Source organism: Bradyrhizobium sp. P3_C3 (genome assembly GCF_056402655.1).
In genome coordinates, this window is the sequence record NZ_JBFUGY010000034.1 from 75678 (window position 1) to 98468 (window position 22791).

The window sequence follows — 22791 nt, forward strand, 5'->3', positions numbered from 1 at the left end:
CTCCCCGGACGATCTTGAGAGGATGGGCGCCAGAGAAGGGTGGAGGAAACAATGAGGAAACTTCTTCTTGCCGGCATCGCGGTCGCGATGATGGCGACGCCGGCGTTTGCCGCGAACTACCGTTTCGTGATCGTGCCCAAGGCGATGAACAATCCGTTCTTCGACTTCGCGCGCGACGGCTGCCTGAAGCGTGCCAAGGAGCTCGGTAACATCGAGTGCATCTACAAGGGGCCGGTGGAGCATGAGCCGGCGACGCAGGCGCAGATCATCCAGGACTTCGTCACCCAGAAGGTCGACGGCCTCGCCATCTCGGTCGCCGACGTTGCGGCCATGACTAAGTCGATCGAGGCGGCGACCGCGGCCGGCATCCCCGTCATCACCTTCGATGCCGATGCGCCTGGCTCCAAGCGGATCGCCTATATCGGCACCAACAACAAGGAGTTCGGCGTCGCGCTCGGCAAGGAGCTCTTGAAGCTGCGGCCCGATGGCGGCAAATACGCGATGGTCTCAGGCGGTCCGGGCGCCAAGAATCTCGCCGAGCGCGTCGACGGCGTCCGCGAGGCGCTGAAGGGCTCGAAATGGACCGAGGTCGCGGGCTCGCCGACCTTCTGCAACGACGATCCGGCGCTGGCGGTCCAGCAGATGACGGACATGCGCACCGCCACGCCCGACCTCGCCTCGATCGTTCCCATCGGTGGCTGGCCGATGTTCGCCCCCGAAGGCTTCAAGGCCTTCGCCTCCAGGAACAAGAAGGACATCGACTCCGGCAAGTTCACGCTGGTCGTCGCCGATACGCTGAAGATGCAGCTTGAACTGCTGCGCGACGGTTACGCCAATGCGCTGGTCGGCCAGCGTCCGTTCGAGATGGGCGAGAAGGCGATGGATACGCTGCTCGCCATCAAGAAGGGCGAGAAGGTACCCGAGATCGTCTATACCGGCCTCGATCTCGTGACCAAGGACAACGTTGCGCAGATGTTGAAGTAGCAGCGTCGCCAGCCCCGTGCTCCTGCGAGCCTCTCCCGCTTGCGGTTTCCGCAAGCGGGAGAGATGATTGGACGGTTGGAAGGAAGACTTTTGGAAGGCAATGGGAATGAAACGGTCGCGGCTCGGCTCCCTTGACGTCACCTCAATCGGTCTCGGTTCGGCCCCGCTCGGCGGATTGTTCACCGCCGTCAGCGATACCGATGCGCTCGCCACGATCGAGCGCGCCTGGTCGGCCGGCATCCGCTTCTACGACACCGCGCCGCTCTACGGTTTTGGCCTCGCCGAACGGCGGCTCGGCGCTTTCCTGCGGCAGCAGCCGCGCGACTCCTACGTCATCTCGACCAAGGTCGGTCGTCTGCTGCGCGCGCCTGATGGCGCGGCCGCCGAGGACGCGCACTACAAGGGCACGTCGCGCGAGCGGCCGGTGTTCGACTTCTCCTATGATGGCGTGATGCGTTCGGTGGAGGAGAGCCTGACGCGCCTTGGGCTCGACCGGATCGATGTCCTGCTCGTGCATGATCCCGACGATCACTATGACGACGCCGTGGCCGGCGCCTTTCGCGCGCTCCAGCGCCTGCGCGCCGACGGCACGGTCAAGGCGATCGGTGCCGGCATGAACCAGTCGGAAATGTTGGTCCGTTTTGCCCAGGCCGTTCCGGTCGACTGCTTCCTGCTCGCCGGCCGCTACACGCTGCTCGACCAGGGCGCGCTGGATGCGCTGCTTCCGGTCTGCCGCGAGAAGAACATCGGCATCCTGCTCGGCGGTATCTACAACAGCGGCATTCTGGCCAATCCGCATCCTGGCGCGAAGTTCAACTATCAGGACGCCGACGCCGCGCTGATCGCGCGTGCGCTCGAGCTCGACGAGCTCTGCCGCAAGCACGGGACCGAGCTGAAGGCCGCCGCGCTCCAGTTCTGCATGGCCCATCCGGCGGTCACAATTGCCGTGCTGGGCGCGCGCAACGCCGCGGAGGTTTCCGACAACATCGCGATGTCGGAGAAGGCGGTGCCACAAGCCTTCTGGCAGGAGCTGCGTGCGCGCAAACTCGTCGACGCACGCGCGCCGTTGCCGGGCGGAGCGTGAGGGCATGATCATCGACGGCCATCAGCATTTTTGGGATCCTTCGCGCGCCGACTATCCCTGGATGGATGCGCCGGAATTGGCATCGATCCGCCGCGCCTTCGGCCCCGCCGATCTCGCGCCGCTGTTGAAAGCAAACGGCATCGACGCGAGCATATTGGTGCAGTGCCGCTCCGCGCTGGAGGAGACCGAGGAATTCTTGCGGATCGCGCATACGACGCCCTCGGTGATTGGCGTCGTCGGCTGGGCCGACCTGACGGACGGTGCGCTTGGCGACACGCTTGACCGCCTGCGGGCTTCGCCCGGCGGCGACAGGCTGGTCGGCATTCGTCACCAGGTGCATGACGAGGCTGATCCGGACTGGCTGCTGCGCGAGGACGTTCAACGTGGCCTCACCGCAACGTTCGCCCGCGATCTCGCCTACGATTTTCTCGTCCGCACCCGCGAATTGCCTGCCGCGATCGCAACTGCGCAGGCCTTTCCGCAAGCGCGTTTCGTGCTTGACCACGCCGCAAAACCGCTGATCGCCGATGGCGGAAGCGCCGAATGGGCCGATCGCATCGCGGCTCTCGCGGCCTGCGGCAATGTCTGGTGCAAGATTTCGGGCCTTGCGACAGAAGCGGTGTGGAGTGACTGGGATGCCGAGCGGCTGTTTCCGTTCGTCGAACATGCCGCAACATGTTTTGGCGAGGATCGCCTGATCTTCGGCTCGGACTGGCCGGTGTGTCTGCTTGCCGGGAGTTATGGCGAGATCAAGGGGGCGCTGGAAGCGTGCCTGGCGAAGCTGGGTTCTCAAGTGCGCGAGAAGGCGTTCGGGGCGAATGCGAAGGCTGCGTATCGGTTGTCGATTGCGTAAGCCGCGAACTCGTTGCCCCTTCTCCCCTTGTGGGAGAAGGTGGCGCGAAGCGCCGGATGAGGGGTTATTTCAGCAAACTCGAATTTGAGAGATTCACTCGCGGAGAGATACCCCTCACCCAGTGAGCCTCTGTCTACGAGCGGAGTTGCCCTCTCCCGCAAGGGGAGAGGGCACAGCAACGGGCAACGCCCTCACGCGCCCGCGGGCACCTGGTCCAGAAATCCCGTGATGCTCCTGATGCGGCCGTCCTTCAGCACGGCGAAGTCGGTGCCCTTGATCGGGCTGTCGACACCGTCGGGACCGAGGCCCCATGAGAAGCGGACGTGTTCGCCGTAGCCGTTGGGCTCGCCGATCAGCGTGAACTTGAAGTCGGGAAAGCGCTGCTGCACGCCCGCGATCAGCGCGTCGATGCCGTCCCGGCCGTCGCTCTTCATCAAGGGATCGACATAGCTCGCATCCGCCGTCCAGTTCTCGCTGAGCAGTTCGCGACGGCGGCCTGCGGCGCGCTCGTTCCAGAGCTCGATGTAGCGGCGGGCGACGGTGACGGGGTCGGTCATGGTGCTCTCCTTCGATGGCGCCGTGTTCGGCTGTCTCGACTATCGAAGGTTCGCACGCGCAGATCGATTACCTCGGAGGTCATGCGTACGCAGAAAAGAAGCGCGATGATGCTCTCATCGCGCTTCGGACGTTCGCAACAATTTCAGCGTGAACTTACTTCGCCGCGGTGACCATGATCTCGACGGTGTACTGAGCAGCCGCGAGCTTGGCCTCGACGGTGGCGCGAGCCGGGGTGTTGCCGGGCGAGACCCAGGCGTCCCACACCGCGTTCATCTCGGCAAAGGTCTTCATGTCGGTGATGTAGATCGTGGCCGAGAGCAGCTTCGACTTGTCGGTGCCGGCCTTGGCGAGATGGCTGTCGATGGTCGCCAGGATGTCCTGGGTCTGCTTCGTGACGCTTTCACCGGCGGCCTTGTTGGCGACGACGCCGGCGAGATAGACGGTGTTGCCGTGCACGACGACCTGGCTCATGCGCGGGCCGGTTTCGAAACGCTGAATGCTCATTGGGGGATCTCCTGGTGGGAATGGCGGCCCTGTCTAACCCAGCGCCCCCAGCTCTGCCACCCCAGGCACGCATGCGTTGCCGGGCACGCATGCGTGGCCCGCTGATGCATGCGCCGTTCACGGAAACTGACTGAAGAACGACCAGATCGTCTCGGCACCGTCGATGTCGCGGTTCTGTGGCCCGAGCAGGCTGGTTGCAACCTTCGGGAAGCGGGCATCCGGAGCGAAGCCGGGCATGCGGTGGCCGCCATGGTTGATGCGATAGAGCACGACGTCGTGCCCTTTGGGACAGCGTGAGGAGATCCGTGTGACCGTGGACTGGTCCGCGGGCGCCTTCTCGGGCAAATCGGTCACCTCGGCATCGTCGGTCTCGCAGCCATTGAGCTTGCGCCAGAAAGCCAGCGTCTCTTCGGTGGACCAGAACCCGTCTGCGGCATAATAGCTCGATCCCCGTCCTCCCTCGTAGGGGACCAACGGGTCGGCGGTGCCGTTGATGAGCAGCATCGGCAGCGGCCGCGATGGATGGCAGGTGACTGCGGCCTCATCCGTGAGATTCATGATCACGCTCGCGCCCGCAGCAAACAGATCGGCGCGCGCGCAAACCAGCGTCATCGCCATGGCGCCGCCATTGGAGATGCCGGCGACATAGACACGCTTCGGGTCCGCCGTGCCGTTCGTCACCAGCGTCTCGACCAGCTTTGCGATGAAGGCGACGTCGTCGGTGCCCTCGGGCGGGCCACGCAGCGCTGGTCCAGCCTTGGTCCGCGCATCGGCCCAGGCATGGTTGAGGCCATCAGGAAAGACCACGGCAAAACCTTCACGCTTCGCGACCTGTGGCCACGCCGTTCGCGCGACCATGTCGGCGCCACGCTGGGTCTTGCCGTGCAGCACGACCACGAGCGGCACCAGCCGCTTCGCCGGCAGTTGCGCGGTGTAGGATCGCTTCACGCCGTTGACGTCGATCGTATCGGCGGATGCGGCCGAGGCCGCGGCCAATGCCGCAAGAAGCGCCCCGATCTGCATCCACCTCCGCATGATCTAGCCCACGGCCTTCGCCGCGGCGCGGCCGGCATTGCGGCCCGAGAACAGGCAGCCGCCGAGGAAGGTGCCTTCCAGCGAGCGATAGCCGTGCACGCCGCCGCCGCCGAAGCCTGCGGCTTCGCCGACCGCATAGAGGCCGGGAATGACGCTGCCCTCGCTGCCGAACACGCGCGAGTCGAGATCGGTCTCGAAGCCGCCGAGCGTCTTGCGGGTGAGGATGTTGAGCTTGACCGCGATCAGCGGTCCCTGCGCGGGATCGAGGATGCGGTGCGGAGAGGCGGTGCGGATCAGCTTGTCGCCGATATAGCGCCGCGCATTGTGGATGTTCATCACCTGCGCATCCTTGACGTAGGGATTGGCGATCTCGCGGTCGCGCGCCTCGATTTGCATCCTGACGTGCTCGAGCTTGAGGAGGTCGCTGCCGGCGAGCTTGTTCATGGCCGCGACGAGATCCTCGATCTTGTCGCGTACGATGAAGTCGACACCATGGCTTTTGAATGCCTCCACCGGCGCTGGCGCGCCCTTGTTGGTGGCGCGGCGCAGGGTCATCCGCCAGCTCTTGCCGGTCAGATCAGGATTCTGCTCCGAGCCCGACAGCGCAAATTCCTTCTTGATGATGCTCTGGGTCAGGATGAACCAGGAATAATCATAGCCGGTGGACATGATGTACTGGAGCTGGCCGAGCGTGTCGGAGCCGGGAAACAACGGCGCCGGCAGCCGCGTGCCTGTTGCGTCGAACCACATCGAGGACGGGCCGGGCAGGATGCGGATGCCGTGGCGCGGCCAGATCGGATTCCAGTTCTGGATGCCTTCGACATAATGCCACATGCGGTCGCGGTTGATCAGCCGCGCGCCCGATTTCTCGGTGATGCCGATCATGCGGCCGTCGACATGCTCCGGCACGCCGGAGATCATGAACTTCGGCGGCTCGCCAAGCCGCTTCGGCCAGTTCTGCCGCACCAGCTCGTGATTGCCGCCGATGCCGCCGGACGCCACGATCACGGCCTGCGCCTTCAGCGCGAACTCGCCGACCACGTTGCGCGACGAGCTCTTGCCACGCTCGACATTGTCAGGGGCGAGCACGGCGCCGCTGATGCCGTCCACCGTGCCGTTGGTGATGGAGAGCGCATCGACGCGATGGCGGAACCTGAAGGTCAGCCGGCCGCTCTTCATGGCCTCGCGCGCGCGGCGCTCGAACGGCTCGACGATGCCGGGGCCGGTTCCCCAGGTGACGTGGAAACGCGGCACCGAATTGCCGTGGCCCATCGCGTCATAGCCGCCGCGCTCGGCCCAGCCGACCACCGGGAAGATGCGGTGCCCCATCGCGCGCAGCCAGTCGCGTTTCTCGCCCGCCGCAAACGCCACATAGGCCTCGGCCCACTGGCGCGGCCAGAAATCCTCGTCGCGGTCGAAGCCGGCGGTGCCGATCCAGTCCTGCATGGCGAGGTCGAAGGAGTCCTTGATGCCGAGCCGGCGCTGCTCCGGCGAATTGACCAGGAACAAGCCGCCGAACGACCAGAATGCCTGGCCGCCGAGCGACTGCTCGCCCTCCTGGTCGACCACGATCACGCGCTTGCCGGCGTCGGCAATTTCGGTCGCGGCTACCAGTCCCGATAGTCCTGCGCCGACGACGATGACGTCTGTCTCTTCAGCCATAGGTTCCCCCCTGTAGTTACCCGGGATTGAAGCCAGCGGTTGCAGCTGAGATCAAGGGTGTGGCGCATAAGGCATCGTTAACTTGTTCCGCTTTGGGCTTAGGGCCGTCCGACTGCAGCGCGGGCGCAACACTGGATTTGAATTTGTTTTGAGCCAGCCGGCGTGCCTAGACAAAACCACGGTTACGACGGACGCTAGCAACGCATCACCACCTGACACGCAGATTCGAATTCGACTGGGGCGGGGGACAATGAAGTTTCTGACGGGGTTGCTCGCGGCGGTTCTCCTGATCGCGGGCATGGGGGCTTCTCACGCAGTGGTTCGGATTGCGGATGACCGCGGTGGCCGGATCGGAACCTACGTCGATAGGTACCAGGATCTGCGGCAGTCAGGCGACACCGTCATCATCGACGGTCTCTGTGCCTCGGCCTGCACCATCGTCCTCGGCGCCATTCCGCGCGACCGCATCTGTGTGACCTCGCACGCGACCCTCGGCTTCCACGCCGCCTGGGATTTTGGCGCCAACGGCCGTGCGGTGACCAACTCCGAAGCGACCCAGATGCTCTATGCGATGTATCCCTCGCAGGTGAAGCGCTGGATCAACCAGCGCGGCGGCCTCACCCCGCACATGCTCTTCCTGAGGGGCAAGCAGCTCCAGGCCATGTACAAGCCCTGCTACCTCGACGCGCAGGCCTCGACCAACCGACCCCTGCGCCGGGCTCTCCCGCAAGCGGAAGAGCTGGAGTCCGCTCGGGGCCAGCTGCTTCGCTGACGTCATCGGCGCGATCTGATTCCGGGAAGTATTCCTTGGAGCACCCGCGGCGCTTGCCCGGGCCCGGGCCAACGCCTATTTGAATGGCAAGGAACCGGGGCCTTCGCCCCGATCGTTGTCATGACTCAACCACTGCACCCGGCCCAACCGCTACAGGACAATTCGCCCACTGCCGGCCGGCTGCCGTTCGTGCTGCTGTTGGCTGGCGCGGGGATCGGCGGTCTGGTCGTGCTCGGCGCGCTGGCGCTCTGGTTCCACTACGGCAGCCAGGTGTTCTTCGAAATGATCAGGACCGGCTTTGCCGCCTGCTTCTGACCTGCGACAGGAAGTTTTCCGCTCATGAGCTCCACCGCCCGTCCGCTGGTGATCGCGACCGCCTTCGCTGCAAGCCTCGTCGTCGGACTGCTGATCGTGTTCTGGGCGATGGGCGGGGTCAGCAAAGTGGCGCAGCCGGCCGCGATCGGCGGCCCGTTCCAGCTCACCGACCAGCACGGCAACGCCGTCACCGACAAGAACCTGAAGGGCAAGCCGACCCTGATCTTCTTCGGCTACACCCATTGCCCCGACGTCTGCCCGACCTCGTTGTTCGAGATCTCGGAAGTGCTGCGCGCGATGGGCAAGGATGCCGACAAGGTCAATGCCGTCTTCATCTCGGTCGATCCCGAGCGCGATACGCCGGCGACGATGAAGGACTATCTGTCGAGCTTCGACCCGCACCTCGAAGGGCTCAGCGGCGACCCCGCCGAGACCGCCAAGGTGATCACCTCCTACCGGGTCTATGCCAAGAAGGTCCCGACCAAGGACGGCGACTACACCATGGACCACACCGCGCTGATCTACCTGATGGACCGCGACGGGCGGTTCGTATCGCCGTTCAACATGAAGCGAACGCCGGAAGAGGCCGCGGCCGATTTGAAGCGGTATCTCTGAGGGCCCTTTCGGGCGCAGTCCTCTCCACATCGTCATGGCCGGGACAAGCCCGGGCATGACGGCTGAGAGACCTTTACCCATCCCGCAATCGGCGCTCGCGTTCCCGGCGGGATGGTCTATAACGCCTTCCGATCCCAATGAAATTCGCTCATTTCCGGCCGATGGCTCCATCGCAACAGGCGAAATCGTCCAAATCTGCCCGTGGCTTGCTGACAGGGTTGGCCGTCGCGGCATGCCTGCTAGCAGGCATGCCCTCCGCAAAGGCGCAGGCGCCCGCCAAGCAGCCCCCGGCAGCACCCCAGGCCACGCCGCAGGTCGCCCCTCAAGCCGCTCCCCAGGCTGTGCCCGGCTTCTGGGACCCGCGGCGGCGGCCGGAGCGGCCCGACCTGTCGCGCCTGACCGTGATCCGCTTCCTGACCGAGACCGACTATCCGCCGTTCAACTACACCGGCGCCGACGGCAATCCGGCCGGCTTCAACGTCGATCTCGCCCGCGCGCTGTGCGAGGAGATCAAGGTCACCTGCACGGTGCAGATGCGCCGCTTCGAGACCCTGGTCGACGCGCTCTCCTCCAACCGGGGCGATGCCATCATCGCCTCGATGGCGGTGAGTCCGCAGCTCCGCGTCCGCGTCGATTTCACCGATCCCTATTACCGCGTGCCGGCGCGCTTCGCCTCGCGCAAGGATGCGGTGATGCCGGAGATCCGGCCCGAATACCTCGAGGGCAAGAAAGTCGGCGTCATCGCCGGCTCCGCGCACGAAGCCTATCTCAAGGCGATGTTCACCGACGCCGAGCTGCACCCCTATCCCAACGACGACGCGATGCGCGCCGCCTTGCGCAAGGGCGAGGTCGACTTCATCTTCGGCGACGCCATCTCGCTGGCGTTCTGGATCAACGGCACGGATTCCGGCGATTGCTGCGCCTTCTCCGGCGGTCCCTTCGTCGAGAGCCGCTTCTTCGGCGAGGGCATCGGCATCGCCGTCCGCAAGGGCAACGACGTGCTGCGCCAGGCCCTGAACTGGGCCCTGTTCCGCGTCTGGGAGAAAGGCCGCTACACCGATCTGTGGCTGCGGTATTTTTCGGTGAGCCCGTTTTAGTGCCGTAGGGTGGGCAATGGCGCGCTAGCGCCGTGCCCACCGTCTTTGGCAGTGGTGGGCACGCTTCGCTTTGCCCACCCTACGATTCCACGATAAAGGCGCTGCTACTTTTGCATTCTGCCCGGAAATCGCTATTTTCCGCGGCCCGGAGGCCCCTGAATGTCTGTCATCGATCTTGCCGCGAACCCGAGCGACCTGCGTGCGCTCGCCGAACAATCCAACGCCTGGCCGTTCGAGCAGGCGAAGGCCATTGTCGCGCGGCTGAAGAAAAGCCCGAAGGACGAGGTGCTGTTCGAGACCGGTTACGGCCCGTCCGGCCTGCCGCATATCGGCACGTTCGGCGAGGTCGCGCGCACCTCGATGGTGCGCCATGCCTTCCGCGTGCTGACCGAAGACAAGATCAAGACGCGCCTGCTCGCCTTCTCCGACGACATGGACGGGTTTCGGAAAGTGCCCGACAACGTCCCCAACAAGGAGATGCTGGCCGCGCATCTCGGCAAGCCGCTGACGCGTGTGCCCGATCCGTTCTCCAACGAGTATCCGTCGTTCGGACACCATAACAACGCGCGTCTGCGCGCCTTTCTCGATCATTTCGGCTTCGACTACGAGTTCGCGAGCTCGACCGACTATTACACGTCCGGCCGCTTCGACGCGACGTTGCTGAAGATGCTCGCCGCCTACGACAAGGTGATGGCGATCATCCTGCCAACGCTCGGCCCCGATCGCCGCGCCACCTATTCGCCGTTCCTGCCGATCAGCAAGACGACGGGGGTCGTGCTTCAGGTCCCGATGATCCGCCGCGACGTTGCGGCGGGCACGGTGACCTATGTCGATCCAGACACGAACCAGGAAGTCGAGACGCCGGTGACGGGCGGCAACGTCAAGTGCCAGTGGAAGGCCGACTGGGCAATGCGCTGGGTCGCGCTCGGCGTCGACTACGAGATGGCCGGCAAGGACCTGATCGACTCCGTGAAGCTGTCAGGCGCGATCGCCAGGGCGCTCGGCCCCACGCCGCCCGAAGGCTTCAACTACGAGCTTTTCCTCGACGACAAGGGCCAGAAGATCTCGAAGTCGAAGGGCAATGGTCTCACCATCGACGAATGGCTGCGCTACGCCTCGCCGGAATCGCTGTCGCTGTTCATGTATCGCGAGCCGAAGGCGGCCAAGCGGCTGTATTTCGATGTCATCCCGCGCAATGTCGACGACTACCAGCAGTTCATCGACGGCTTTGCGAAGCAGGATGGCAAGCAGCAGCTCGGCAATCCGGTCTGGCACATCCACAACGGCCATCCGCCGAAGGGCGACATGCCCGTCACGTTCCAGCTCCTCTTGACGCTGGTGTCGTCGTCGAATGCGGAGAATGCCGAGACGCTGTGGGGCTTCATCGGTCGCTATCGTCCCGGCGTCAGCCCGCAGACGCATCCGAAGCTCGATGCGATGGTCGGCTATGCCATCAACTATTATCGTGACTTCGTGGCGCCGACGAAGCAGTTCCGCGAGCCGACCGAGGTTGAGCGCGCCGCGTTGCAGGATCTGCGCGATGCGCTGTCGCAGCTTCCGCAGGAATCCTCGGCCGAGGACATCCAGAACGTCGTCTACGAGATCGGCCGCCGCGAGCCGTTCCTCGACCAGGTCAAGAAGGGCAAGGACGGCCGTCCGGGCGTGACGCTCGACTGGTTCAACATGCTCTACCAGGTGCTGCTCGGCCAGGAGAAGGGCCCGCGCTTCGGCTCCTTCGTTGCGGTCTACGGCGTGCAGAACGCGGTCAACATGATCGACGGCGCGCTGGCGCGGAGCGCGTAGTAGATGCCGTCTGTAGCCCGGATGTCGCTACGCTCATCCAGGCTACAGATTTGAAGCGCGCCTCAGATCGAGCGCAGCACGAAGCGCCGGTTGTCCTTCTGCACCGGGCGCGCGTTCATCGGATAGAGCTTTGCGAACGCGGCGACGTCGGTGGCCGAGACCTGGATCGGGTCGGTCAGCAGCAACCATTCGACCACCTCCGAACAGGGCGGGGTCGTCAGCGAGCCGGAGTAGCGGAAGTAGCTCAGCCTGTGCGGCAGCATGGCGTGGGGATCGATCGCCGCGTCGGCCTTCACCGCGGGCCCTTCCGCCGCCGGCATGGTCTTGACGATCTTGCCGAAGGCCGTGTTCGGCTTGCCTTCCGCCATCAGCACGCCGACTACGGCGAGCCCGCCGGCATCGTTGCGATGCACGAAGTGCGCTTCCATCGGAAAGTTCTTGCCGCCGATCATGTGCTCGCTCGGCCGGTGGAAGTGCACCTGGAGCAGCTTGTATTTGACGTCGCCGAGCGTGAGCGTGCTGCCTTCGGCGAAGTTGAGCTGGATCGTGTGCCCGTTGTTGACGATGGTGTCGGCGCTCTTGCCCCAGTTCAGCTTCAGAACAGGCAATTGCGACTTGATCGTCCCCTCGATGTCGATCGGCGATTGCTGCAGGCCGACCGCGCAGGCCTTGTTGGCTGTGTCGAGATCGCCCCATTTGGCCGGGCCGCCGTCGCCCTCGTAGCTCCAATGCGTGCCTTCGGCGGCAAAGGCCGGCTTGCACAGCGGACAAAGCGCGAGACCCGCCAGGGCCTTCAATGCGTGACGGCGATTCATAATATCCCCCTGCGATGAATTTGATCGGCAAAATCGGCCGCAACCTATGCGAGAGGGGCGGTGAGTCGCAAGGTCGCCGGGACGAGAAGCGGCGCGGCCGGCGTCATGGTCCGGTTACGACGCAATCACTGGCTCGCCCACACGATTCGCGCGATCCAGCCGACGTCGCTCGGCGCCATCGTATGCTCCGCCTGCGATGCATCGAGCGGCTGCAATTCCAGTGCCTTTGCCGTGCGGCGCTTCAGCGTCGCGACCGTCACCTCGCCCGCCTTGGTCTTCACCACCACGCGATCGCCTCTGCGGATCGGCGCGCGGGGCGAGATCAGGATGACGTCGCCGTCGCGATAGGCCGGGGCAAGCGCATCGCCGGAAATCTCCAGCGCAAAGGCGCGACTGTCCTCGGCGGTGGGAAGCGCAAGTTCGGTCCAGCCCTTGCCGGATGGAAAGCCGGACTCGTCGAAAGCGCCGCTCGCGCCGGCTAGCGCGAGGCCGAGCAGCGGCACCGAGCGGCCGTCGCTGGCGTCGTCACCGGTCAACCCGGCAAAGGTGTCCATCGAGGAGCCGGCCGCCGCCAGCGCTTTCGCGATCGATTCGGTGGATGGCCAGCGCTCGCGCCCGTCGGGGGTGACGCGCTTTGACTTGTTGAAGGTGGTGGGATCGAGCCCGGCCCGCTTGGCGAGGCCGGACGGCGACAGGCCGGCACGCTCCGCCAGCCGATCCAGCGCTCCCCAGATCTGGTCGTGAGTCAGTATCCTCTGCGCTTTGGCCTGTCTGACCATGGAAGGTCCAGCCCGTCGCAACTCAGGAAAACTGTCCTCAAATCAACCGGTTTTCCGTTTTTCGCGCAAGGGGTGGCGGGAGAAGCATTTTCAAGCGAAGCGGATACCGGTTCGCGTCAAGAAAACGCGTCAAAACATGAATTTGAAGCCCCGTTCCGATTTCATCGGAGCGGGAATGGCTCTAAGCCTTGAGTTCGGAGGGGGCGGCCATTACGGTCGCGCCCGGGTTTTGAGGACCCGCACGAGACGAAAAAACCCAAAAGACTCAAAGAGCAAACAGGGCTGCGTGAGCGGTGGTCAAGATCTACAAAATCTGTCCGGCCTCGGCCTGGCGCGAGGCGGAACGGCAGGGTGTCTACCGGGGCAGCGCGGACGATTCGCGCGACGGTTTCATCCATTTCTCGACCGCGCCCCAGGTTCCCGAGACCTTGCGCAAGCACTATTTCGGGCAGCGCGCGCTGTTCCTGGTCGAGGTCGACGGCGACGCGCTCGGCGGCGAATTGCGCTGGGAGCGCTCGCGCAATGAGGAGCTGTTTCCGCACCTCTATGGCGAGCTCGATTTCGGCGCGGTGCTGTCGGTGATGAACCTCAACATGCGTTCCGATGGCGGCCACGACGTTCCGGAGCTTATCCCGTGATCCGCGCCTTCGACGCCTTTTCGCTGCCGGTGCTGCGCTGGCTCGATCCGGAGGATGCGCATCGCCTCGCGATCCAGGGCCTGCGCTTCCTGCCGCCGGTCAAGCCGCGGCCTGACGATCCCAAGCTCGCCGTGCGTGCCTTCGGGCTCAACTTCCCCAATCCGATCGGCATGGCCGCGGGCTTCGACAAGAGCGCCGAGGTGCCGGATGCGTTGCTGCGGCTCGGCTTCGGCTTCGTCGAGATCGGTTCGGTGACGCCGAAGCCGCAAAGCGGCAATCCGCGGCCGCGGCTGTTTCGCCTGGAGCGCGACGAGGCCGTGATCAACCGCATGGGCTTCAACAATGACGGCGCGGAAGTCGCGCTGCGCAGGCTCGCGGCGCGCGCGCAGCACGGCGGCATCGTCGGGGTCAATGTCGGTGCCAACAAGGATTCGCCGGATCGCGTTGGCGATTACGTCAAGCTGATCGAGACTTTTGCGCCGGTCGCGAGCTATTTCACCGTCAACGTCTCCTCGCCGAACACGCCGGGTCTGCGCAATTTGCAGGAAGGTGCGCTGCTGGACGATCTCCTCGCCAGGGTGATCGACGCGCGCGAGCGGGTGCGCCAGAAGGCCGGCGACACGCCGGTGCTGCTCAAGATCGCGCCTGATTTGAGCCTCGCCCAGCTCGACGACGTCGTGCAGGTGGCGCGCTCGCGCCGGGTCGACGGCATGATCGTGGCGAACACGACGATCGCGCGGCCGAGCACGCTGCGCGAGGAAATGCGCGCCAAGGAGCAGGGTGGTCTGTCCGGCCGGCCGCTGTTCCGCCTGTCGACGCGCATGGTCGCGGAGACCTATGTGCGCGTCGAGGGCGCGTTCCCCTTGATCGGCGTCGGCGGCGTGGATTCCGGCGGCGCCGCGCTGACGAAGATCCGCGCCGGCGCGAGCCTGATCCAGCTCTATTCGTCGCTGGTCTACAAGGGCCTCGGCCTCGTCGACGAGATCAAGCGCGATCTCACCTCGACGCTGCTGCGGACAGGGCGGGATTCGCTGTCCGAAATCGTCGGCGCCGACGCGGCGACACTCACGGCGGAAGACTGGCCGGGGATGTAGCCACCGTCCAGTAGCCCGGATGGAGCGCAGCGCAATCCGGGAATCTTTCCGCGAGCACGAAGACCCCGGATTTCGCTGCGCTCCATCCGGGCTACGAATCTACGATTTCGGAAACGTCACCCGATACAGCGCCGGATAGCGCGCGCCCTGCAATCCGCCGCGGGCGACGTAGAAGGCGATCAGCGCGCTCCACAGCCCGGCATTGCCGAACGATTGCAGCGCCCACCAGGCGCCGATAAAGATCGTGAACGATAACAGCATCAGATTGCGCATCTCGCGCGCCCAGGTCGCGCCGACATAGATGCCGTCGAAGCCGAAGGCGAACACGCCGGGGATCGGCGCAAGCACGATGAACGGCAGGAATTCGCGCGCGGCGCGGCGGACGTCCTCGCTCGCTGTCATGACATTGATCAGGTTCGGCCCGAACAGCGCGAACAACACCGCGACGACCAGTGCGAAGCCGAGGCCCCACAGCAGCACCAGCCGGGTCGAGTCCGCAAAGCCCCTGGCATCGCGCGCGCCGAACGTGCGGCCGCAGAGCTGCTGGGCTGCGTTCGCAAGACCGTCGAGGAAGAAGGCGCTGACCAGCAGGAAATTGTTCAGCACGGAATTCGCCGCCAGCGTGACGTCACCGGCGCGCGCGCCCTTGGCGGTGAAGAACAGGAACACGGCGATCAGCGCCGCGGTGCGGATCATGATGTCGGAGTTCACCGCCAGCAGCCGCATCAGTTTTGCCCGGTCGAGCAGCGTGGCAAGGGGCACCGCAAAGCCGCCATCCGCATAGCGCCGGCAGACGATCACGCCGAGCACGAAGCCAATCGTCTCCGAGAGCAGTGCTGCGATCGCCGCGCCCGCGATGCCGGTGTCGTAGACCAGCACCAGCAAGATCGTCGCCGCCATGTTGATGAGGTTGATGACGACCTGCAGCAGCAGCGCCGGATTGGCGCGCGCCTGTCCCACCAGCCAACCGAGAATGACGTAGTTGGCGAAGGCGAACGGCGACGACCAGATCCGGATCATGAAATAGGTCTTTGCCGCGCGCGTGACGCCTTCGCTGCCGCCCATCAGGTCGAACAGCCCGGCGGCCAGCGGCAGTTGCAGCACGATCAGCGCGGCGCCGATCAGGCCCGCGACGATGAAGCCGCGCACCAGGATCACGGTCTGCTCGCGCGTTTCGCCCGCGCCCATCGCCTGCGCCGTGAAGGCGAGTGTGCTCATGCGCAGGAAGCCGAACAGCCAGAAAAGGCAGTCGAAGATGACGGAGGCCATCGCGACACCGCCAAGCAGCGCGGCATCGTCGAGCCGCCCGATCGCGGTGGTCGAGACTACGCCGATCAGCGGCGTGGTGAGGTTCGCGACCATCGCGGGACCGGCGATGGTGAAGACCTGGCGAGAGCCGATCCTGGGATGAACGGGCGCGTGCATGTCAGAACACGACCACCATGCCGTCTTCGGCGGCGAGATGCGGTACGTCGTCCAGGCGCGACAACACGTCGTCGCTCATATGGGTGAGGACAAGCCGCTTGGCGCCGATGGCGGGGAGGTGCTGTTCCAAGGTCTTCAGGCTGAGATGGTTCTTGACCACCTTCTCGTACATATAGGCTTCCGCAATGAAAAGGTCCGCGCCATGCGCCAGCGGAATGAGCGCCTCCGTCCATTCGGTATCGGCGCTGTAGGCGAGCGTGCGGCCTTCAACCTCGACGCGGTAGGCCAGATGCGGCCCGCCGGATTCGCCGTGCACGACCGGGTAGGGCGTCACATTCACCCCGCCAAAGGTTTGGCTTCGCCCGGGCGCGAGTTCGATGAGGTTCAGCTCGAAGCGCTGCTTGGTCTTCGAGGAGTGCTCGAACAGCGCCTCCATCACTTGGCCGAGCCGCGTCTCGAGGCCTTGCGGGCCCGCGATGGTCAGCGGCCGGGTCCGCCGCGAGAATTGCGCATCGAGCAGGACGAAGGGGAGCCCGGCAAAATGGTCGCCGTGGAAATGCGTGATCAGGATCAGGTCGATCTCATCACGGTCGATTTCGAGTCGCTTCAGCGCCGGCAGAGCCGACGCGCCGCAATCGATCAGGAAGTTGGCCGCGCGCCCTGAGACGTGGAAGCAGGTATTGAGCCTGCCGCCCGAGCCGAAGGCGTCGCCGCAGCCGACAAAGCGTAACTGCATCGGCTGCGGGCTCCCAAATCCTTACCTGTTGCGCGGCGCGCCGAATACGCGCGACAGCAGCCAGATCGGAATCACGATGACGGCGCCGAGCAGGAAGTAGCGCCACAGCCAGTTCACCGCGTCGAAGCCGAGATCCCAGAGCCGCTGGAACAGCAAGCGGATGCTGTAGATGATGTTCCAGGGATCGAAGCCGATCGCGGCGAGCACGACGCCGACCAGGATCGAGAGCAGGACCAGGCGAAACGCGACCGCCAGCGGCGAGCCGCCGAGAAAGCGGTTCAGCCCATCGCTGCGGCCGGCCGGCAAATCTCTGACGTCTTGGACCATCTCAAAACTCCTCGCGGGGATTCGACCCCATTATAGGTCACGGCGGGGCACATGGGGAACCCGCATTCCCTCGTCAATGGCTGTCGGCGGACGCTGCAACCTTAATTGTTGGTAGGGATTCGTCAGCCTTCAGCATCTTTTCCAGCGTTTCCAGCCGGTCAGCCTCGCGCGGCGGCTTGTCCCAGCGCAGCCGGCTGATGCGGGGAAAGCGCATGGCGACGCCGGATTTGTGCCGCGGGGAACGCTGCAGCCCCTCGAACGCCACCTCCAGCACCAGCCCCTTGTCGCGCTCGTGCACGACGTGGCGCACGGGGCCGAATTTCTCGGTGGTGTTGCGGCGGACGAAACGGTCGATCTGCAAGAGCTCCTCGTCGGTGAAGCCGAAATAGGCTTTTCCGACCGGCACCAGCTCGTCGCCGGCTTCGCCCTCGGCCCAGACGCCGAAGGTGTAGTCGGAGTAGTAGGACGAGCGCTTGCCGTGGCCGCGCTGCGCATACATCAGCACGGCGTCGATGATGTGCGGATCGCGCTTCCACTTCCACCACTGGCCTTTTGGCCGCCCCGGCAGGTAAGGCGCATCGCGCCGCTTCAGCATGACGCCTTCGACGGCATCAGCATCCGCACCCGCGCCGGCACTCGCGGGATCGGCGCGCGCCGCGGTCAGCGCCTGCCAGCTTGCGAAAGGCACGGTGGGCGACAGGTCAATGCGGGGATCGTCGAGCTTGCCGATGAACGTCTCCAGCCGTTCGCGCCGCTCCGCGAAAGGTAGCTCGCGCAGATCGTTCGCGTCGTCGCCGAGCAGATCATAGGCGCGCAAATGGATCGGAAATTCCTTGATCAGCTTCGGCGAAACGACCTTGCGGTTGAGGCGCTGTTGCAGAACGTTGAAGCTCTGCACGCGGCCTTCGCGCAGGATCAGAAGCTCGCCGTCGATTGCGCCTGCGAGCCGCAGCGACGGCACGAGATCCGGAAAGCTCCCCGTGATGTCCTCGCCGGTGCGCGAATAGAGCCGCGCCGTGATCTGCCCGCGCTCATCGCGGCCAGCCACCGCCTGCACGCGGATGCCGTCCCATTTCCATTCGGCGATGTAGTCGGCGGGATCAAGCGCGGCGAAATCCGTGTCCTCGATCGCGTGCGCGAGCATCACCGGCCGGAACGGCGCGGGATCGCGATTGACCGGCTTTTCGCCGCGGCCTTCGAGCCAGGCGAACAGGTCGAGATAGGGAGGGCTGAGCCCCGGCCAGATCAGCTCGACCTCATGCGGGTCCTTGTCGCCGAGCGCTGCGGCTGCAGTCTTGGCGAGGCGCGCGGAAATGCCGATGCGCAGCGCACCGGTGACGAGCTTCAAGAGCGCCCAGCGCCCGGTCTCGTCGAGCTCGTCGAGCCAGCGTTCGAGCTGCTTTGGCAGCTCGGTCTTGCCGAGCGTGCGCAGAGTGGTGACGACGTCCGTGAGGGTTGGGGGCGGCGGGTTGTTGTGGTTGCTTGGATGTGTGGACTCACGAGCATCCCGCCCGCGGTACCCCTCTCCCTGCCCCTCCTCCGCAAGGGGGGAGGGAACGGAGAGAGTGGTACGTCCATCACTCGCTGAATCACTGTCAGTCGTGATGCTCACTGTTGGCCGCACGCTCCGCTGCGCTCCCTCCCCCCTTGCGGGGGAGGGTTGGGGAGAGGGGGGGCCCGGAAAAGATTCCCCATTGCCAGGCACCCGCCGCGGCCACATCAGCGCCACCGTCTCCGAGAGATCGCCGACATAGTCGTAACTCAACCCGAACAGCACCTCATCCGTGCGCGCCGCGATCAGATCGCGGATCAGCGCCGGCTTGGCATGCTTGAAGCTCAGCGCGCCGGTCAGCGCGGCCAGGGCGTAGCCGCGGTCGGGATCGCCGACCTCGCGGAAATAGCCGGTGATCAACCGCAGCTTGTTGTTGCGGCCGGGCTCGTAGGCGAGGCGATCCAGCAGTTCGGCGAAGCGGTTCATGCTTCGGCCTCATCTTGAAGCGGCGTCTCGCTCTCCTCCTCCTCGCCATAGCCGACGAGATCGAGCGGCTGCGCGCGAAGACCTTGCGACTTGCACCAATGCACCAGCGCATCTTCCTGGCCGTGCGTCACCCAGATCTCGCCGGCGCCGGTCGCGGCGATGGTCTTGGTGAGGCCATCCCAATCGGCATGATCGGAGATCACCAGCGGCAGCTCGATGCCGCGCTGCCGTGCGCGGGCACGCACCCGCATCCACCCCGAGGCAAAGGCGGTGACGGGGTCGGGAAAGCGCCGCGTCCAGAGGTCCGAGGCGGCCGACGGCGGCGCCAGCGTGATGGTGCCGGCGAGCGCCGCCTTCTTGACGCCCAGCACCGGCTTGAGCTCGCCGAGATTGATCCCTCGGCTCTGATAGTACTCGGTGATCTTCTCCATCGCGCCATGCAGGTAGATCGGTGCGTCATAGCCGGCCTGTCGCAACAGCGCGATCACGCGCTGCGCCTTGCCGAGCGAATAGGCGCCGACGAGATGCGCGCGCTCGGGAAACAACGCAACGGAGGCCAGCAGCTTCTTCACCTCGTCGGCGGCGTCGCCATGGCGAAACACCGGCAGGCCAAAGGTGGCTTCAGTGATGAAGACGTCGCAGGGCACGAATTCGAACCGCGTGCAGGTCGGGTCTGGCGCATCCTTGTAGTCGCCGGAGGCGACGATGCAGGTGTCCTTGCAGGTGACGGCGATCTGCGCCGAGCCCAGCACATGACCGGCCGGGTGAAACGTCACACGGACGTCGCCGAGCCGGATCTCCTCGCCATAGCGGATCGCTTGCGTCGAGCCGGCAAAGTTCTCGCCATAGCGCAGCCGCATCATGTCCAGCGTTTCCTGCGTCGCCAGCACGGCGCCATGGCCGGCGCGGGCATGGTCGGAATGGCCGTGGGTGATCACGGCCCGCTCGACAGGGCGGACAGGGTCGATGTGGAAGTTGCCCGGCTTGCAGCACAGGCCGTCAGCAGTTGGCAGCAGGATGTCTTGCGGACGCATGCCTGATATATAGGTTGCGACCCCGCATCTTCGAGTCATCCCTCCGTTTCCCGCCCCGGTTCCTCCAATGCCCCTGCGCCTGTTCCACTCCTCCGGCGATCTCATGGCCGACCGCCGTTTCGAATTCGCGCGCGACCTCCAGCTCAAGGGCGATCTGCCCGCTGCCGCCGACCTCATCGAGCAGGCGATCGAGCTCGCGCCTGACTTCACCTCGGCCTGGTTCACGCTCGGCGAGATCCGCCAGCAGCTCGGCGAGCGTGACAAGGCCATCGCAGCATTTCGCAAAGCACGCGAGTCCGATCCCGAGGATCAGCACGGCGCCCATTTGCATCTGATACGGCTCGGCGACGAGCAATTGTCCGAGATGCCCAAGGCCTATGTGCAGGCCCTGTTCGATCAATATGCGCCGCGCTTCGAGCACACGCTGATCAACGATCTCGACTATCGCGCACCGTCGCTGATCTTCAAGGCGGTGGTGGCCGCGCGCGTCGCCGCCAGGAAGCCGGCCCTCTTCAAGCGCACCATCGATCTCGGCTGCGGCACCGGGCTTGCCGCCGCTGCCTTCGCCAAACAGGTCGATCATTTCATCGGCATCGATCTGTCGCCCGGCATGATCAAGGAGGCGCGCGCCACCGAACTCTATGCCGAGCTCGAGGTCGCCGACATGATCGAAGGCCTGCGCACCAAGGGCGATGCGAGCGCGAACCTCGTCGTCGCTGCGGATGCGTTCGTATATCTCTCCGATCTCGCGCCGGTGCTCACGGAAGCGCAGCGCGTGCTCGTATCCGGCGGCGTGCTCGCTTTCACGCTGGAGACGCATGACGGCAGCGGCATCGTGCTCGGCGAAGGCCTGCGCTATGCCCATTCGGCGGAATATGTGCGTGGCGCGATGGCGAAGGCCGGGCTCAAGCTGCTGACATTGGAGCCGGCATCGCCACGCATCGAGAACAACGAGCCGGTGCGCGGCCTCGTCGTCGTCGCCGAGAAAACTTGAGTTTAGGCGCTAAAAACCCCGCGATTTAAGCGTCATTGCGTCGCTGAGCTGCGACTTCCCACTTGCGACCCGCGCTGCGATGCCAGCACAATGCGGGCGCTAGGGAGAAACAAAAATGACCAAAAATCCAACGCGGCGCGATTTCAGCGCCGGCGCGCTCGCCACCGTCGCTGCATCCACCTTGCCTGCGCCGTATGTCTGGGCCGCGGAGAAGAAATACGATGCGGGCGCCAGCGACACCGAGATCAAGATCGGACAGACCGTGCCGCATTCCGGTCCCGGCTCGCTCTATGGGGTGTTGGGGCGCATTGGCGAGGCCTATTTCCAGATGCTGAACGAGAAGGGCGGCATCAACGGACGCAAGGTCAAGTTCCTCACCATGGACGACGCCTACAGCGCGCCGAAATGCGTCGAGGCGACGCGGCGTCTGGTCGAGCAGGAGGAAGTGCTCGCGCTCTACGGCTCGCTCGGCACCGCGCCGCAGACCTCCGTGCACAAATATCTCAATTCCRAGGGCGTGCCGCAACTGCTGCTCAACACCGGCGCGTCCAAGTGGAACAATCCAAAAGAGTTCAAATGGACGATGGCGGGCCTGCCGCTCTATCCGACCGAAGCGCGCATCCTGGCGCGGCACGTCCTCAGCGTGAAGCCGAATGCCAAGGTCGGCATTCTCTACCAGAACGACGATTTCGGCCGTGACTTCCTCGGTCCGTTCAAGAAGGTGCTGGCGGATGCCGGGGGCACCGCGCAGGTGATCATGGAGCAGACCTACGATCTGACCGATCCGACCGTCGATTCCCAGCTCATCAATCTCTCGAAATCGGGCGCCGACGTCTTCTACAACATTTCCACCGGCAAGGCGTCGTCGCAGTCGATCCGCAAAGTGGCCGAGCTCGGCTGGAAGCCGCTGCAGCTGTTGTCGGCGGGCTCGACCGGCCGCTCGATCCTCAATGCCGCGGGCCTGGAGAATGCCACCGGCATTGTCGCCATCCGATACAACAAGGAAGTCGGCCTGCCCAAATGGGAGAAGGACCCCGACGTGATGGCGTTCGAGGAGCTGCGCAAGAAGTACACGCCGGCGATCGATCAAGACAACACCATCGCCTTTGCCGGCTACGGCCAGGCCGTCACCATGGGCGAGATCCTGCGCCGCTGCGGCGACGATCTCACCCGCGCCAACGTGCTGAAGCAGGCCTCCACGCTAGCAGGCTTCCACTCGCCCTATTTCCTCGACGGCGTCACCTACAGCTACACGCCCGAGGACTACACGCCGATGAAGACGCTCTTCATCTCCACCTTCAGCGGCAAGGACTGGGACATCTCCGACAAGCCGATGTCGGAGTAGGAACGCGCTTTCTTCCTTCTCCCCTTGCGGGAGAAGGTGGCGCGAAGCGCCGGATGAGGGGTCTTTCTCCACGTACGCGAAAGAGAATGACGCGCGGAGAGATACCCCTTGTAAGTCGAAGCGCCGCAGGTCTGCTATTGTAGACGTTGCGGTGACGGACGGGAGCCCGCAAACCCCCAGGTCGTTGCAGGCCGTGGGTGAGAGAGGTGCCCCGTCCGTTAGTCCATTGAACCCGAACAGTCGCCTGGGCCGCAAAGTGCGAAGCCCGATTAGGCAAGGAAGGGTGACCATGGATATCATCGCGGTTGGTATCGACGTATCGAAGGACCGTCTTGACGTTGCAG

The 22791-nt window shown here is 64.9% G+C and carries 23 protein-coding genes; 12 read left to right on the forward strand and 11 right to left on the reverse strand.

Annotation, left to right across the window (positions count from 1 at the left end):
• The first annotated feature begins 51 nt into the window (after positions 1-51).
• The 3 genes from AC1DW2_RS31565 (at position 52) to AC1DW2_RS31575 (ending at position 2921) form a co-directional block, all read left to right on the forward strand.
• Positions 52-984: a sugar-binding protein gene (locus AC1DW2_RS31565; RefSeq protein ID WP_063985925.1), complete on the forward strand. Its 933-nt coding sequence runs from the start codon at positions 52-54 to the stop codon at positions 982-984.
• Between the two features lie 106 nt (positions 985-1090).
• Positions 1091-2068, forward strand: coding sequence for an aldo/keto reductase (locus tag AC1DW2_RS31570; RefSeq protein ID WP_477007908.1), 978 nt, complete (start codon positions 1091-1093; stop codon positions 2066-2068).
• A gap of 4 nt (positions 2069-2072) precedes the next feature.
• Complete coding sequence (locus tag AC1DW2_RS31575) at positions 2073-2921, forward strand: amidohydrolase family protein (protein WP_477007909.1); 849 nt, start codon at positions 2073-2075, stop codon at positions 2919-2921.
• A 191-nt stretch (positions 2922-3112) separates the two neighbouring features.
• Here AC1DW2_RS31575 and AC1DW2_RS31580 read toward each other — a convergent pair whose 3' ends face one another.
• From AC1DW2_RS31580 to AC1DW2_RS31595, 4 genes are all read right to left on the reverse strand, one after another.
• Positions 3113-3478, reverse strand: a complete 366-nt coding sequence (locus tag AC1DW2_RS31580; RefSeq protein ID WP_477007910.1) for a nuclear transport factor 2 family protein — start codon at positions 3476-3478, stop codon at positions 3113-3115.
• A gap of 154 nt (positions 3479-3632) precedes the next feature.
• Positions 3633-3983: a RidA family protein gene (locus AC1DW2_RS31585; protein ID WP_014491332.1), complete on the reverse strand. Its 351-nt coding sequence runs from the start codon at positions 3981-3983 to the stop codon at positions 3633-3635.
• Positions 3984-4100: 117 nt separating this feature from the next.
• Positions 4101-5018 carry a CE1 family esterase gene (locus tag AC1DW2_RS31590; protein ID WP_094183948.1) on the reverse strand — a complete coding sequence of 306 codons (918 nt, stop codon included), beginning with the start codon at positions 5016-5018 and terminating at the stop codon, positions 4101-4103.
• A 3-nt stretch (positions 5019-5021) separates the two neighbouring features.
• Positions 5022-6680, reverse strand: a complete 1659-nt coding sequence (locus tag AC1DW2_RS31595; RefSeq protein WP_477007911.1) for an FAD-binding dehydrogenase — start codon at positions 6678-6680, stop codon at positions 5022-5024.
• A gap of 250 nt (positions 6681-6930) precedes the next feature.
• On the opposite strand from AC1DW2_RS31595, the gene AC1DW2_RS31600 reads away from it, so the two are divergent.
• The 5 genes from AC1DW2_RS31600 (at position 6931) to AC1DW2_RS31620 (ending at position 11282) form a co-directional block, all read left to right on the forward strand.
• Positions 6931-7452, forward strand: a complete 522-nt coding sequence (locus tag AC1DW2_RS31600) for a Clp protease/crotonase-like domain-containing protein (RefSeq protein ID WP_085399635.1) — start codon at positions 6931-6933, stop codon at positions 7450-7452.
• Positions 7453-7572: 120 nt separating this feature from the next.
• Complete coding sequence (locus AC1DW2_RS31605) at positions 7573-7767, forward strand: hypothetical protein (protein ID WP_477007912.1); 195 nt, start codon at positions 7573-7575, stop codon at positions 7765-7767.
• Positions 7768-7791: 24 nt separating this feature from the next.
• Positions 7792-8382, forward strand: a complete 591-nt coding sequence (locus AC1DW2_RS31610) for an SCO family protein (RefSeq protein WP_441497232.1) — start codon at positions 7792-7794, stop codon at positions 8380-8382.
• A 161-nt stretch (positions 8383-8543) separates the two neighbouring features.
• Positions 8544-9479, forward strand: a complete 936-nt coding sequence (locus AC1DW2_RS31615) for a transporter substrate-binding domain-containing protein (RefSeq protein WP_166105357.1) — start codon at positions 8544-8546, stop codon at positions 9477-9479.
• Between the two features lie 159 nt (positions 9480-9638).
• Positions 9639-11282 (forward strand): lysine--tRNA ligase, encoded by a 1644-nt coding sequence (locus tag AC1DW2_RS31620; protein ID WP_477007913.1) that lies wholly within the window; start codon positions 9639-9641, stop codon positions 11280-11282.
• A 62-nt stretch (positions 11283-11344) separates the two neighbouring features.
• On the opposite strand, the gene AC1DW2_RS31625 is transcribed toward AC1DW2_RS31620, so the two are convergent.
• Both AC1DW2_RS31625 and AC1DW2_RS31630 read right to left on the reverse strand, forming a co-directional pair.
• Positions 11345-12097, reverse strand: a complete 753-nt coding sequence (locus AC1DW2_RS31625; protein WP_477007914.1) for a carbonic anhydrase — start codon at positions 12095-12097, stop codon at positions 11345-11347.
• A 125-nt stretch (positions 12098-12222) separates the two neighbouring features.
• Complete coding sequence (locus AC1DW2_RS31630; protein ID WP_071909156.1) at positions 12223-12876, reverse strand: S24 family peptidase; 654 nt, start codon at positions 12874-12876, stop codon at positions 12223-12225.
• 293 nt (positions 12877-13169) lie between these two features.
• Between AC1DW2_RS31630 and AC1DW2_RS31635 the strand changes: the two genes are divergently transcribed.
• Positions 13170-13514, forward strand: a complete 345-nt coding sequence (locus tag AC1DW2_RS31635; protein ID WP_477007915.1) for a DUF952 domain-containing protein — start codon at positions 13170-13172, stop codon at positions 13512-13514.
• Positions 13511-14608 carry a quinone-dependent dihydroorotate dehydrogenase gene (locus AC1DW2_RS31640; RefSeq protein ID WP_063979852.1) on the forward strand — a complete coding sequence of 366 codons (1098 nt, stop codon included), beginning with the start codon at positions 13511-13513 and terminating at the stop codon, positions 14606-14608. The genes AC1DW2_RS31635 and AC1DW2_RS31640 overlap by 4 nt, the downstream gene beginning before the upstream one ends.
• A gap of 99 nt (positions 14609-14707) precedes the next feature.
• Here AC1DW2_RS31640 and AC1DW2_RS31645 read toward each other — a convergent pair whose 3' ends face one another.
• From AC1DW2_RS31645 to AC1DW2_RS31665, 5 genes are all read right to left on the reverse strand, one after another.
• Positions 14708-16033 carry an MATE family efflux transporter gene (locus tag AC1DW2_RS31645; protein WP_477007916.1) on the reverse strand — a complete coding sequence of 442 codons (1326 nt, stop codon included), beginning with the start codon at positions 16031-16033 and terminating at the stop codon, positions 14708-14710.
• A gap of 1 nt (position 16034) precedes the next feature.
• Complete coding sequence (locus AC1DW2_RS31650; RefSeq protein WP_477007917.1) at positions 16035-16769, reverse strand: MBL fold metallo-hydrolase; 735 nt, start codon at positions 16767-16769, stop codon at positions 16035-16037.
• 21 nt (positions 16770-16790) lie between these two features.
• Complete coding sequence (locus AC1DW2_RS31655) at positions 16791-17096, reverse strand: DUF6460 domain-containing protein (RefSeq protein WP_014491345.1); 306 nt, start codon at positions 17094-17096, stop codon at positions 16791-16793.
• A gap of 73 nt (positions 17097-17169) precedes the next feature.
• Positions 17170-19074, reverse strand: a complete 1905-nt coding sequence (locus AC1DW2_RS31660; RefSeq protein WP_477007918.1) for an ATP-dependent DNA ligase — start codon at positions 19072-19074, stop codon at positions 17170-17172.
• Positions 19071-20108 carry a ligase-associated DNA damage response exonuclease gene (locus tag AC1DW2_RS31665; protein WP_477007924.1) on the reverse strand — a complete coding sequence of 346 codons (1038 nt, stop codon included), beginning with the start codon at positions 20106-20108 and terminating at the stop codon, positions 19071-19073. Before AC1DW2_RS31665 ends, AC1DW2_RS31660 begins: the two co-directional genes overlap by 4 nt.
• Before the next feature lie 67 nt (positions 20109-20175).
• Between AC1DW2_RS31665 and AC1DW2_RS31670 the strand changes: the two genes are divergently transcribed.
• Together AC1DW2_RS31670 and AC1DW2_RS31675 are read left to right on the forward strand one after the other, a co-directional pair.
• Entirely contained in the window at positions 20176-21102 is a 927-nt protein-coding gene (locus AC1DW2_RS31670; RefSeq protein ID WP_477007919.1) for a class I SAM-dependent DNA methyltransferase, read from the forward strand.
• A 115-nt stretch (positions 21103-21217) separates the two neighbouring features.
• Positions 21218-22447: an ABC transporter substrate-binding protein gene (locus AC1DW2_RS31675; protein ID WP_477007920.1), complete on the forward strand. Its 1230-nt coding sequence runs from the start codon at positions 21218-21220 to the stop codon at positions 22445-22447.
• Positions 22448-22791: the final 344 nt, after the last annotated feature.